Origin of the sequence: Bacillus sp. FSL K6-0923, assembly GCF_038630825.1 — a bacterium.
Lineage (GTDB): Bacteria > Bacillota > Bacilli > Bacillales > Bacillaceae > Bacillus > Bacillus pumilus.
The window spans coordinates 1,537,870-1,551,633 of the sequence record NZ_CP152044.1; the positions used below are offsets into that span (position 1 = coordinate 1,537,870).

A 13,764-nucleotide genomic window follows, 5' to 3' on the forward strand; every position below is an offset into this window, starting at 1 on the left:
GATGAAAAACTAGAGGGGGCAGAAAAAATGAATAATCTATCGACAATGAGCAGCTTATCTAAAGAAGAGATTTTACAGCTGATTGAAGAAGCAACGGCTCTCAAAAAAGGGAAACAAGAGCTTGGCTTAGCGGGAGAATTTGTAGCAAACCTCTTCTTTGAACCAAGCACAAGAACACGATTTAGCTTCGAAGTCGCTGAAAAGAAACTGGGGATGAATGTACTGAATTTAGATGCGGCAAGCACCTCCGTCCAAAAAGGCGAAACATTATACGATACGGTAAAAACGCTCGAATCCATTGGCGTGAAAGCATGTGTGATCAGAGACAGCACTGATGAATACTACAACGAGCTAATCGGGAAGGTTGGGATTCCCATCATCAATGCTGGAGATGGCTGCGGGCAGCACCCGACCCAATCACTGCTTGATTTAATGACCATCTATGAAGAGTTTGGCTGCTTTGAGGGCTTAACGATTTCGATTCATGGAGACATCAAGCACAGCAGAGTGGCAAGGTCGAATGCTGAAGTACTCTCAAGGCTCGGAGCGACAGTCCTTTTCTCAGGGCCTGCTTCCTTCCAAGATGAGCAAAATCCTCACGGAACGTATGTCCAAGTAGACGAAGCCATTAGACAATCTGATGTGGTGATGCTGCTTAGAATCCAGCATGAACGGCACGCTGAAAAAATGGGCAATGAAGATTACTTATCGACTTATGGATTAACGGTAAACAGGGCAAACAACATGAAAGAACGAGCCATTATCATGCATCCAGCGCCAGTAAATAGAGGTGTGGAGATAGATGATTCTTTAGTGGAATCAAAGCAGTCACGAATTTTCAAGCAAATGGAAAATGGCGTTTATGTCCGAATGGCGGTATTAAAAAGAGCTTTTCAAAATAGCAGACTACATCAAAAAGGGAGAGATTCTGTCTATGTCGTATCTCATTAAAAACGGTTTTATCTTAACAAGCACAGGTGAAAAAGTGCAGCAGGATATTAGGGTAGAAGGAGAAGTGATTCAAGCGATTGGTCACTTAGAAAGAGAAGACGGAGAAGAGGTCATTGATGCTAAAGGGCTATTTGTTTCACCAGGCTTAATTGATCTGCATGTACATTTAAGAGAGCCAGGCGGAGAGAAAAAGGAAACGATTGAAACAGGTTCTAAAGCAGCAGCAAGAGGCGGCTATACAACGATCGCAGCGATGCCGAATACACGTCCAGTTCCAGATACAAAAGAGCAAATGGAATGGCTCATGAATCGGATCGAAGAGACTTCTTCTGTCAGAGTACTGCAATATGCCTCCATCACAACTAGACAAATTGGGGAAGAGATGACAGACTTTGCAGCACTAAAAGAAGCAGGCGCCTTCGCTTTCACAGATGACGGAGTAGGCATCCAAACAGCAGGCATGATGTACGAAGCGATGAAAAAGGCGGCAAGCCTTGATCAAGCAATTGTGGCACACTGTGAAGATAACTCGCTTATTTACGGCGGATGCGTTCATGAAGGAGAATTTTCAAAAGCAAATGAATTAAACGGAATACCGTCCATTTGTGAATCGGTGCATATTGCAAGAGATGTTCTTTTAGCAGAAGCAGCGAACTGTCATTATCATGTATGTCATATCAGTACAAAAGAATCTGTGCGAGTCGTTCGCGATGCAAAAAAAGCAGGCATCCGTGTGACGGCAGAGGTGTCACCGCATCACCTGCTCTTATGTGATGCAGACATCCCAGGGCTTGATACGAACTATAAAATGAACCCGCCGCTCAGAGGAAAAGAGGATCGCGAGGCACTAATCGAGGGACTGTTAGATGGAACGATTGATTTCATCGCAACAGACCATGCACCGCATACAGAAGAAGAAAAGAACGAAACGATGCAGCGCGCACCTTTTGGAATAGTCGGGCTTGAAACAGCGTTCCCGCTTCTGTATACACGATTTGTCAAATCGGGCGAATGGACATTAAAAGAACTCGTTGATTATATGACGATCAAGCCAGCAGAAGCTTTCTCACTTCCTTATGGAAAGTTGGAAGAAGGACAAACAGCTGATATGACACTTATTGATTTAAACAAAGAAATGGCAATCGATAAAAAGAGCTTCTTATCTAAAGGACAAAATACACCGTTTGACAAATTGACTGTATCAGGATGGCCGGTCATGACGCTTGCATCTGGCAAAGTCGTGTATGAAGAGGGGAGACTAGTAAAATGAAGAGACGCTTAGTGCTAGAAAACGGAACAGTATTCGAAGGAACAGGCTTTGGCAGCTTAGAATCATCAGTCGGAGAAGTTGTCTTTAATACAGGGATGACAGGCTATCAAGAAATTTTGTCTGATCCATCATACTGCGGACAAATTGTCACACTCACTTATCCGCTTATCGGCAACTACGGCATTAACCGTGATGATTTTGAATCGATCACACCGTTTGTAAAAGGGCTGATTGTGAAGGAGCTTTGTGAAAAGCCCTCAAACTGGCGCTCTTCATACTCGCTCGATGAGTATTTGAAAATGAAAAACATTCCAGGGCTTAGCGGAATCGATACACGAAAGCTGACGAGAATGATTCGAAGTGCAGGAACTTTAAAAGGAGCATTTGCGGGACCTGATGAACAAGTGGAAGACGTGATTAGCCGCCTTCAAACAATGCAGCTTCCGACTGATCAAGTAAGTCAAGTTTCTGTGAAAAATGCGTACCCAAGCCCAGGAAGAGGAAAAAGAATTGTCCTTGTCGATTTCGGCATGAAGCACGGCATTTTGCGTGAGCTCAATAAAAGGGACTGTGATGTCATCGTGGTGCCGTACAATATCACGGCAGATGAAGTACTGCAGTTAAAGCCTGATGGAATCATGCTTTCAAACGGTCCTGGGGATCCTGTTGATGTACCAGAAGCAGTCGAGATGATTCAGCAATTGATTGGAAAGGTCCCGCTCTTTGGCATTTGCCTTGGACATCAATTATTCGCGCTTGCATGCGGCGCAAGTACTGAAAAAATGAAATTCGGTCACAGAGGATCGAATCACCCAGTGAAAGAACTAGCAACTGGCAAGGTGACACTGACATCTCAAAACCACGGCTACACAGTTAGTGCCATTAACGAGGATGTGCTCGAAGTCACACATATCGCCCTAAACGACAATACAATTGAAGGATTAAAACATAAAGAAGCACCAGCATTCACTGTCCAGTACCACCCAGAAGCATCACCAGGTCCAGAAGATGCCAACTACTTATTCGACCAGTTCATGGACATGATTCATACAACTGAGAAAGAAGGGGAAGAAGTATGCCAAAACGCGTAGACATCAAAAAGATTTTAGTCATCGGATCAGGTCCAATCATCATCGGTCAGGCAGCAGAGTTTGACTATGCAGGCACACAGGCTTGCTTAGCACTAAAAGAAGAAGGCTATGAAGTCGTACTTGTGAATTCCAATCCAGCGACCATCATGACAGATACAGAAATGGCCGATAAGGTATACATCGAACCACTGACACCAGAATTCTTAACACGAATCATTCGAAAAGAACGTCCTGATGCGATTTTGCCAACACTTGGCGGACAAACTGGATTGAACCTTGCTGTTGAATTATCAGACCTTGGCGTATTAGCTGAATGCGGCGTTGAAGTACTCGGTACAAAGCTGTCAGCTATTCAAAAAGCAGAAGACAGAGATCTATTCCGTAATTTGATGAATGAACTAAATGAGCCTGTACCAGAAAGTGAAATCATCCATAACCTCGAAGAAGCGATGGCGTTTACGAACCAAATCGGTTTCCCTGTCATTGTGAGACCAGCTTATACATTAGGCGGAACAGGCGGCGGAATTTGTACAAACGAGCAAGAGCTGAAGGAAATCGTCGAAAATGGTTTGAAGCTAAGCCCAGTCACACAATGCTTACTTGAAAAAAGTATTGCAGGCTTTAAAGAAATTGAATATGAAGTCATGCGTGATAGCGGTGATCATGCGATCGTTGTTTGTAACATGGAAAACTTTGATCCAGTCGGTATCCACACAGGTGACAGTATCGTTGTGGCGCCAAGCCAAACGTTAAGTGACCGTGAATATCAGCTGCTTCGCAATGTGTCGCTCAAGCTGATCCGGGCACTTGGTATTGAAGGGGGATGTAACGTACAGCTGGCAATTGATCCAGACAGCTTTCAATACTATATCATCGAAGTAAACCCGCGCGTGAGTCGTTCTTCTGCACTTGCGTCGAAAGCAACTGGTTATCCAATTGCCAAACTTGCAGCGAAAATTGCTGTCGGCTTAACGCTCGATGAAATGATGAACCCTGTCACAGGTAAAACCTATGCCGCCTTCGAACCGGCACTTGACTATATTGTGTCTAAAATTCCGCGCTGGCCGTTTGATAAATTCGAATCTGCCAACAGACGTCTTGGCACGCAAATGAAAGCAACGGGTGAAGTAATGGCGATCGGCCGTACATTAGAAGAGTCTCTTCTAAAGGCTGTCCGTTCACTTGAAGCTGATGTGCATCACATTGAATTAAAAGATGAAGCAGATATCACAAACGAAGTGCTTGAAAAGCGGATTATCAAGGCGGGAGACGAACGATTATTCTATATCGCCGAGGCGCTTAGAAGAGGCTATACGGTTGAACAGATACACGAATTCTCAAAAATTGATTACTTCTTCCTTCATAAGCTGGAAGGCATCATCGCTTTTGAAAAGACATTAAAAGAAAACAAAGGCAATACAGACGTATTAAAAGAAGCGAAAGAAAAAGGCTTCTCAGACATCTATATTAGCCGCGAGTGGAATATGAAAGAAGCGGATGTCTACACGCTAAGACAAGAAGCAGGCATCGTACCTGTTTACAAAATGGTAGATACTTGTGCAGCTGAATTTGAATCAGAGACGCCATATTTCTACAGCACATATGAAGATGAAAATGAATCAGAACGTACAGACAAGAAAAGCGTCATCGTATTAGGCTCAGGTCCTATCAGAATCGGTCAAGGAGTAGAATTTGATTATGCGACCGTTCATTCTGTGTGGGCAATTAAACAAGCAGGGTATGAAGCAATTATTATTAACAACAACCCTGAAACGGTCTCAACAGACTTTAGTATTTCAGACAAGCTCTACTTTGAACCACTCACTGTAGAAGATGTGATGCACATCATCGACCTTGAAAAACCAGAAGGTGTTGTCGTTCAGTTTGGCGGACAAACAGCAATTAACTTAGCCGACGAATTATCAAATAGAGGGGTTAAGATTCTTGGAACTTCCCTTGAAGATCTTGACCGCGCGGAAAACCGAGACAAGTTTGAACAAACATTAGAAGCACTTGGCGTTCCGCAGCCTAAAGGGAAAACAGCTACATCTGTGCCAGAAGCTGTAGCGATTGCCAATCAGATCGGCTACCCAGTCCTTGTCCGCCCTTCCTATGTATTAGGCGGTCGCGCAATGGAAATCGTTTATCAAGAAGCTGAGCTTCTTCACTACATGGAGAATGCAGTGAAAGTCAATCCGCAGCACCCAGTGCTCATTGACAAGTATTTGACAGGAAAAGAAATCGAAGTAGATGCTGTGTCTGATGGCGAAACCGTCGTGATCCCAGGCATTATGGAACACATTGAAAGAGCTGGGGTTCACTCTGGTGACTCGATTGCGGTTTACCCGCCGCAAACATTGTCTGAAGAGATCAAAGCGAAGATCGCAGAATACACGATCAAGCTTGCAAAAGGACTCAACATTATTGGGCTGCTAAACATTCAATTTGTTCTCTCAAAAGGTGAAGTGTTCGTACTTGAAGTGAACCCGCGTTCAAGCCGGACAGTTCCTTTCTTAAGTAAAATCACAGGCATCCCGATGGCAAACCTGGCGACAAAGGTCATTTTAGGAGAAAAACTGAAAAACTATGGCTACGAAGAAGGACTTCACACAGAGCAAGAAGGCGTGTACGTCAAAGTTCCAGTCTTCTCTTTTGCGAAACTAAGAAGAGTCGATATTACACTCGGACCTGAAATGAAATCAACAGGTGAAGTCATGGGGAAAGATGTCACAATCGAAAAAGCTCTTTACAAAGGATTAATTGCATCAGGCATTCAAATTCCTAAAGACGGGACAGTTCTTCTGACAGTTGCTGATAAGGACAAAGAAGAAGGACTTGAGATTGCGAGAAGATTCCATTCAATCGGCTACCATATATTAGCGACAGAAGGAACGGCGAATTACTTAAAACAAGCCTCCATCCCATCAAGTGTTGTCGGCAAAATAGGAGAAGAAGGCAAAAATCTTCTCGATGTCATTCGAAACGGGGAAGCCCAATTTGTCATCAACACTCTGACAAAAGGAAAACAGCCGGCAAGAGACGGCTTTAGAATCAGACGTGAAGCTGTTGAAAATGGCGTAGCTTGCTTAACGTCATTAGATACAGCAGAAGCGATTTTAAGAGTACTAGAAAGCATGACATTTAGAGCGGACGAAATGCCAGAAGTGAAAACGAATGCTGAGGTGACAGTAACGATATGAAAAAAGCATACTTGACGGTCGTCTCAAATCGAGAGATCGCTGATCATATTTACGAAATGACATTAAAAGGTGACCTTGTGGACTCCTTTCAAACGGCTGGACAATTTCTTCATATCAAGGTCAGCGAGTCCATGACACCGCTGCTGAGAAGACCGATCAGTATTGCCAATATTCATGCCGAGAAACAAGAAGCAACCATCATCTATCGCGCAGAGGGAGAGGGCACAAAGCTCCTTTCCCAAAAGCGGGATGGGGAATCCATCGATGTATTAGGGCCGCTTGGCAACGGCTATGATCCTTCAGTTGTTCAGCCAGGTCAGACAGCGTTATTAGTCGGCGGCGGGATTGGAGTACCGCCTTTATATGAGCTGTCCAAGCGTTTAACGAAAAAAGGCGTCATCGTCAAGCATGTCCTTGGCTTTCAATCGAAAAAGGATATATTTTACGAGGAGAAATTCCAAGCACTCGGAGATACATTTATTGCAACAGTTGATGGGACATATGGCGCAAAGGGCTTCGTGACAAGTGTTATTGAAGAGAATGATTTGAGTTTTGATGTCATGCTTTCTTGCGGGCCGACCCCTATGTTAAAGGCACTAAAAGACTCTTACCCCGATAAGCCTGTCTACATTTCAATGGAAGAGCGAATGGGCTGCGGCATTGGTGCTTGCTTTGCATGTGTTTGTCATACAGACCAGCACGAAAAAGCTTACGTCAAAGTCTGTCTGGACGGACCTGTATTTAAAGCAGAGGAGGTGGCATTGTCATGCTAAACGTTGAGTTACCCGGCTTATCATTAAAGAATCCAATTATTCCGGCGTCAGGCTGCTTTGGATTCGGAAGAGAATTTGCTTCATTATACGACTTATCCGTGCTTGGCGGTATCATGATCAAAGCCACAACCTTAGAACCGAGATTTGGCAACCCGACACCAAGGGTAGCGGAGACAGGTGCCGGTATGCTCAATGCCATCGGTCTTCAAAATCCTGGCCTAAAAGGCGTGCTTGAAAATGAATTACCTTGGCTTGAGCAGTTTGATACGCCTATTATTGCAAACGTCGCTGGCTCACAGGTCGATGATTATGTTGAAGTAGCGAAGCAGATCAGCCAAGCAAAAAATGTCCATGCCCTTGAACTGAATATCTCGTGTCCAAATGTCAAAACAGGCGGAATTGCCTTTGGTACAGATCCTCAAATGGCAGCAGCATTGACAAAAGCGGTGAAGGACGTGTCCTCCGTCCCTGTCTATGTCAAACTCTCTCCTAACGTAGCCAATATTGTGGAGATTGCTCAAGCGATTGAATCTGCTGGAGCGGATGGACTCACGATGATTAACACGTTAATCGGTATGCGTTTAGATTTAAAAACGGGGAAACCGATTCTTGCCAATAAAACAGGCGGATTATCAGGCCCTGCGGTCAAACCTGTCGCTGTGCGCATGGTACATGAGGTCAGTCAAGCAGTGTCTATCCCGATTATCGGAATGGGCGGGGTGCAAAATGCTGAAGACGTACTTGAATTTTTACTAGCAGGAGCGAGTGCAGTAGCTGTTGGCACAGCCAATTTTGTAAACCCATTTATTTGCCCAGAAATCATTGAAGAACTGCCAAAAGTATTATCAGCCTATGGGTATTCATCTGTAGAGGAATGTATCGGAAGGAGCTGGAAACATGAAGCACTTGCCCATCATCGCGCTTGATTTTCCATCAGGGCAGGAGGCGCTCGCCTTTTTAGAACCCTTTGAAGGGACACCGTTATTTGTGAAGGTCGGCATGGAGCTGTTTTACCAAGAAGGACCTGTCATCCTTGAGGCGCTTAAAGAAAAAAATTGCCGCATTTTCCTCGATCTCAAATTACATGACATTCCAACAACGGTGAAAAAAGCAATGAACCGGCTTGCCGCACTTGGCGTTGATCTAGTTAATGTACATGCTGCTGGCGGGAAACAGATGATGCAAGCTGCGTTAGAAGGGCTTGAAAGCGGAACGCCTGCTGGACAAAAACGTCCGGGCATTATTGCTGTGACTCAGCTGACGAGCACATCTGAAGACATGATGAGAAGCGAATTACTCATAGACCGTCCGCTGCAAGAGACTGTTATTCGGTACGGTCAATTGGCATATGAAAGTGGACTAGACGGTGTTGTTTGCTCTGTTCATGAATCCAAAGCCCTTCATGAGCACATCTCACCTGATTTCCTCACTGTTACGCCAGGGATTCGTTTACTAAATGATCAAACCGATGATCAAAAGCGTGTGGCAACCCCTGCTTATGCAAAAGAGCAAGGTGTTTCACAAATTGTTGTCGGAAGGTCAATCACAAAAGCTGAAAAACCATTGGAAGCTTATCATCAAATTTTGAAAGAGTGGGAGTGACTGCCAGATGAAAACAAAAATCGCTAAACACCTATTACAAATCAAAGCGGTCTCATTGAAACCAGACGAACCGTTTACATGGGCAAGCGGTATCAAATCACCGATCTATTGTGACAACCGTCTCACCTTGTCCTATCCAGAAGTCAGACACGACATTGCTGAAGGTCTTAAAGAGTTGATTCTCACTCATTTTGAGGGAGCAGAGGTGATTGCTGGTACTGCAACAGCAGGCATCCCGCATGCGGCATTAGCGGCAGACCGTCTGAACGTCCCGATGTGTTATGTCAGAAGTAAACCAAAAGCACATGGAAAAGGAAATCAAATTGAAGGTGCCGTATCAAAAGGTCAAAAGGTGGTTGTCGTAGAAGATCTGATTTCAACAGGAGGCAGTGTGCTTGAAGTGGTCGCTGCTCTTCAAGAAGCGGGCTGTGACGTACTAGGCGTTGCTGCAATCTTCACATACGGTCTGCCAAAAGCTGCGGCAGCATTTCAAGAGAAAAACATTCCATATGTCACCCTAACAGACTATGACACCCTGACAGACGTGGCTCTTGAGCTGAAAGCGATTGAGCCTTCTGCTATGAATAAATTAAAACGCTGGAGACAAGATCCTTCCTCTGAATCTTGGATGGAAGAAACCGTCTAAAAAGCTGCGCCTCCCCGCACAGCTTTCAGCGTGTAGACAAACCCTCGCATTCTTTGTCAGGACTACGTGCCAGTGCTCACGAATGTTTAATTCGCTCCGCTCTGGTACTCGTCTTTCCTAGACTGCAAAGGTTTTCTATCATGCTGAATACAATCTGAAGCTGCGCGAACCCGCACAGCTTTTTTATTTGGTGAAAATAGTAAAATAGACTCAAATTTAAATAAAAACTAATCCTATCAATAAAGTCGGGTTGACTTTTGTTTGAATTGTGTTAATATTTAAGACAAATTAAAACACTTATCCAGAGAGGTGGAGGGACTGGCCCGATGAAGCCCGGCAACCTGCGATTTGCAAGGTGCTACATCCTGCAAAATGATTCTATTTTGAAAGATAAGGAAATCGTGAGCTTCCTCATCTTTCTTTCGGACTGAAAGGGAGTTTTTTTATTTTAACGGTGAGGAGGAAGTGAGAGCAAAAGCAGGATGAAGACTTAATTGAAGCCTATGCAGAAACTGATTGGGGATATGATTCAGTTTAGTTACACTGATTGTTCAGGACGGTCAAGTGATTCAAGTGGAAGAAGACAGAAAAAATTCAGTTGACGTAGTGCGGAGAGTAGTGATACTCCGAAAGGGGAGAAACAATGTTAACTTATGAGAATTGGCAAGAGCCGTCCATTACATTTCAAGAAGACGATTTGTATAAAGGGGCTTTATCTGTGCTGAAATGGGCATACGGTCATTATGGTGATCAGCTCGTATATGCATGTAGTTTTGGTATTGAAGGCATCGTCCTCATTGATTTGATTGCGAAAGTAAAAAAGGATGCAAGAATTGTCTTTTTAGATACAGGTCTGCATTTTAAGGAAACGTATGACACAATTGATGCGGTAAAGGAAAGATACCCAGGTTTAGATATTGTGCTGAAAACCCCTGAGCTGACGGTTGAGGAGCAAAACGAGCAGCATGGTGATCAACTATGGAAAACGGACCCTCAAAGCTGCTGCCATATGCGTAAGGTCATTCCTTTGCAAGAAGCATTATCAGGCTATCCGGCATGGCTTTCTGGCTTAAGAAGAGAGCAGTCACCTAAGCGAGCAGGGACGAACTTTTTAAATAAGGATGAAAAATTCAAATCAGTGAAAGTATGTCCGCTTATCCACTGGACGTGGAAGGACATATGGAGATATGCATCTAGAGAGGAACTTACTTATAATCCGCTGCATGATCAAGGATATCCAAGTATCGGCTGTGCGCCGTGTACACAGCCAGCATTTACTGCCGAGGATCTGCGGTCTGGCAGATGGTCAGGCACAGCTAAGACTGAGTGCGGATTACATGAGTAAGGGAGCCTAATGTATGGAAATTGCCGCAATTTTATTTAGTTTATTTTTCGCGCTAAACATTGGCGCGAGTGGTGCAGCTGCTTCAATGGGCATCGCATACGGATCAGGTGCGATTCGAAAGCCGATCTATGCACTCAGTGTATGTGCAGTTGGGATTTTAGCAGGTTCAGTCATTGGCGGCGGTGAGGTCGTCAAAACCATCAGCTCTGGCATTATGCCTGAATCTGTCATTACACTTGAAATTGTATGTATTATTATTGGTTCTGCTGCATTATCGCTCTTTATAGCGAATTTGATGGCTATCCCTTTATCAACGAGTGAGGTGACAGTAGGTGCTGTCGTTGGAGTGGCGGTCGCGTATAAAGTATTGTATGTGAAATCCATTTTAGTCATCGTGTCCTTTTGGGTCATCATTCCTATTGTTGCTTTTCTTTTTACATTCATTGTAGTCAAAATCATCAGAATGTTCCCGAAACGAACCTTTTCAAAAAAAGGCACTTTGATTTTATCGATTATTTTGATCATCAGTGGATTTCTAGAAGCATTTTCTGCTGGGATGAACAATGTCGCAAATGCTGTAGGCCCCCTTGTTGCTTCAGGCATTTTATCCGTTGGGCAAGGAACGCTTTACGGCGGACTTTTCGTTGCACTGGGTGCTCTTTTATTAGGAAGAAGGGTGCTGGAAACAAACGGAAAGAAAATCACCCGCTATCAAACGGGCGAAGGGATATTGCTTTCCGGTACCGGTGCTGGACTTGTCATCGTCAGCTCTATTTTTGGGCTGCCAGTTCCACTTACCCAAATCACCTCCTCGTCTATCATTGGACTTGGCATGGCAAAAGGTGGACCTAATATTTTTCATAAACATGTGGTGAAAAAAATGCTGAAAGTGTGGGTAGTATCACCCTTTTTATCACTTAGTCTATCGTATTTGCTAGTGAGCCTTTTCTTAAAAGGTGACTATTACTCTATTTTTATCATGATGAGTGTACTGCTTGCCTCACTTGGTGCGCTAAGTTTGATGAAGGCAGTCAAAAATGAAAGCAGCTCGATTCATGAACAGGGCGGCGGGATTTAATGTTAAATCCGACTATTAACATCTACTAAATATGAACATTGAGAGGAAGATACAAATGAGTTTAACACCACATGGTGGCGTATTAATTAATCGAGTAAATGAAGAATATGATCTCAGCACGGCTGCAAAGGAAATTGAACTAGATGCTATCTCTTTTGCAGACCTTGAACTCATAGCAATTGGTGGGTATAGTCCAATTGAAGGGTTTTTAACAAAAGCTGATTATGAATCTGTTGTGAGCAGTATGCGGCTAGCAAGTGGTGTCGTTTGGTCTCTTCCTATTACATTGCCAGTGACAAAGGAAAAGGCAGGGGAAATCCATCAAGGCGATATTGTGCGTCTATCGTATAATGGAACTGTATATGGCGTGATTGAAGTAGAGGATCAATACACACCAGATAAGGAAAAAGAAGCGGTGAATGTGTATAAAACTGATGACCGCAATCATCCAGGTGTGAAAAAATTATTTGAACGCGGTGACACATACATTGGTGGTAAAATCACACTGACGAAACGCAGCGAAAAACCATTCCCTCAATTTACGTATGAGCCGGAAGAAACAAGACGTCATTTTAAAGAGAACGGCTGGAAAACGATTGTTGGTTTCCAAACGAGAAACCCTGTTCACCGTGCCCATGAATATATTCAAAAGACAGCACTTGAAACCGTCGATGGATTATTTTTAAATCCACTTGTCGGTGAAACAAAATCAGACGATATTCCGGCAGACGTGAGAATGAAAAGCTATCAAGTGTTATTGAACGGTTATTACCCTAAGGATCGCGTCTTTTTAGGTGTTTTTCCTGCGGCAATGCGTTATGCTGGACCAAAGGAAGCAATCTTTCACGCGCTTGTCCGTAAAAATTACGGCTGTACTCACTTTATTGTCGGAAGAGATCATGCAGGTGTTGGTGATTATTACGGCACATATGAGGCGCAGGAGTTATTTGAACAATTTACAAGCGAAGAAATTGGTATTACCCCGTTAAAATTTGAACATAGCTTCTACTGTAATACATGTGAAGCAATGGCAACGCCAAAAACATGTCCTCACGATAAAAGCGAGCATGTCATTCTTTCAGGTACAAAGGTTCGAACGATGCTCAGAAACGGAGAATTACCGCCTAGCACGTTCAGCCGAAAAGAGGTCATTGAAACCTTAATCGAAGGATTAAAAACGACGGTATCTTAATGGGAGGGTATGACATGAGCAACGAACATATCGTGTGGCATGATTCATCTATTACAAAAAAAGAATATCAACAGAAAAACAATCATAAAAGCGGCATTATTTGGCTCACAGGTCTAAGTGGATCAGGTAAATCAACAATCGCAAATGCAGCGGCTAGAGAGCTGTTTGAACAAGGTTATCAAGTCACTGTTCTTGATGGCGATAATGTGCGGCATGGTCTGAATAAAGATTTAGGGTTTTCAGATGATGACAGAAAAGAGAACATCCGCCGCATTGGAGAAGTGGCGAAATTATTTGTTGAGCAAGGAACGATTGTCATCACGGCTTTTATTTCACCATTTCAAGAAGACCGCCGCATTGTCAGACAGTTAGTTGAAGCGGGAGAGTTTCACGAAGTGTTTGTGAAATGTGATCTGAATGTATGCGAAGAGCGTGACCCAAAGGGGTTATATAAAAAAGCTAGAAATGGAGAAATTCCATTTTTTACCGGAATTGATTCGCCATATGAAGAGCCGGCAGCACCTGAGCTTGTTCTAGATACAGGTGAATTATCGCGTGAAGAGTCCAAACAGCGTCTTGTTGATTATGTAAAAGGAAAAGCGAAATAATCGCCTGA

The 13,764-nt window shown here is 43.7% G+C and carries 12 protein-coding genes and 1 riboswitch; all 12 genes read left to right on the top strand.

Annotated elements, in window-relative coordinates:
• Positions 1 to 27 precede the first annotated feature (27 nt).
• The gene (locus MHI16_RS07760; protein WP_058014038.1) at positions 28 to 951 is read left to right on the top strand and encodes an aspartate carbamoyltransferase catalytic subunit; all 924 of its coding nucleotides are present in this window, start codon (positions 28 to 30) and stop codon (positions 949 to 951) included.
• Entirely contained in the window at positions 935 to 2,221 is a 1,287-nt protein-coding gene (locus tag MHI16_RS07765; protein WP_268467075.1) for a dihydroorotase, read from the top strand. The genes MHI16_RS07760 and MHI16_RS07765 overlap by 17 nt, the downstream gene beginning before the upstream one ends.
• Positions 2,218 to 3,312 carry a carbamoyl phosphate synthase small subunit gene (locus MHI16_RS07770; RefSeq protein WP_058014036.1) on the top strand — a complete coding sequence of 365 codons (1,095 nt, stop codon included), beginning with the start codon at positions 2,218 to 2,220 and terminating at the stop codon, positions 3,310 to 3,312. Before MHI16_RS07765 ends, MHI16_RS07770 begins: the two co-directional genes overlap by 4 nt.
• On the top strand, positions 3,297 to 6,512 hold the full coding sequence (gene carB, locus MHI16_RS07775; RefSeq protein ID WP_058014035.1) for a carbamoyl-phosphate synthase (glutamine-hydrolyzing) large subunit: 3,216 nt from the start codon (positions 3,297 to 3,299) through the stop codon (positions 6,510 to 6,512). The genes MHI16_RS07770 and carB overlap by 16 nt, the downstream gene beginning before the upstream one ends.
• Positions 6,509 to 7,285: a dihydroorotate dehydrogenase electron transfer subunit gene (locus MHI16_RS07780; RefSeq protein WP_058014034.1), complete on the top strand. Its 777-nt coding sequence runs from the start codon at positions 6,509 to 6,511 to the stop codon at positions 7,283 to 7,285. Before carB ends, MHI16_RS07780 begins: the two co-directional genes overlap by 4 nt.
• A complete protein-coding gene (locus tag MHI16_RS07785; protein WP_058014033.1) occupies positions 7,279 to 8,211 on the top strand; it encodes a dihydroorotate dehydrogenase in 933 nt (310 codons plus the stop codon). Before MHI16_RS07780 ends, MHI16_RS07785 begins: the two co-directional genes overlap by 7 nt.
• Positions 8,183 to 8,887: an orotidine-5'-phosphate decarboxylase gene (gene pyrF / locus MHI16_RS07790; RefSeq protein WP_058014032.1), complete on the top strand. Its 705-nt coding sequence runs from the start codon at positions 8,183 to 8,185 to the stop codon at positions 8,885 to 8,887. The genes MHI16_RS07785 and pyrF overlap by 29 nt, the downstream gene beginning before the upstream one ends.
• Positions 8,888 to 8,894: 7 nt before the next feature.
• A complete protein-coding gene (gene pyrE, locus MHI16_RS07795) occupies positions 8,895 to 9,533 on the top strand; it encodes an orotate phosphoribosyltransferase (protein ID WP_044141967.1) in 639 nt (212 codons plus the stop codon).
• Positions 9,534 to 9,827: 294 nt separating this feature from the next.
• A riboswitch (SAM riboswitch) is annotated at positions 9,828 to 9,930 on the top strand.
• A gap of 246 nt (positions 9,931 to 10,176) precedes the next feature.
• Positions 10,177 to 10,878, top strand: coding sequence for a phosphoadenylyl-sulfate reductase (locus tag MHI16_RS07800; RefSeq protein ID WP_003211029.1), 702 nt, complete (start codon positions 10,177 to 10,179; stop codon positions 10,876 to 10,878).
• 13 nt (positions 10,879 to 10,891) lie between these two features.
• Positions 10,892 to 11,956: an inorganic phosphate transporter gene (locus tag MHI16_RS07805; RefSeq protein ID WP_058014031.1), complete on the top strand. Its 1,065-nt coding sequence runs from the start codon at positions 10,892 to 10,894 to the stop codon at positions 11,954 to 11,956.
• Between the two features lie 55 nt (positions 11,957 to 12,011).
• Positions 12,012 to 13,148: a sulfate adenylyltransferase gene (sat, locus tag MHI16_RS07810; protein ID WP_058014030.1), complete on the top strand. Its 1,137-nt coding sequence runs from the start codon at positions 12,012 to 12,014 to the stop codon at positions 13,146 to 13,148.
• A gap of 14 nt (positions 13,149 to 13,162) precedes the next feature.
• Positions 13,163 to 13,756, top strand: coding sequence for an adenylyl-sulfate kinase (gene cysC, locus MHI16_RS07815; RefSeq protein ID WP_003212173.1), 594 nt, complete (start codon positions 13,163 to 13,165; stop codon positions 13,754 to 13,756).
• The last annotated feature ends 8 nt before the right edge of the window (positions 13,757 to 13,764 follow it).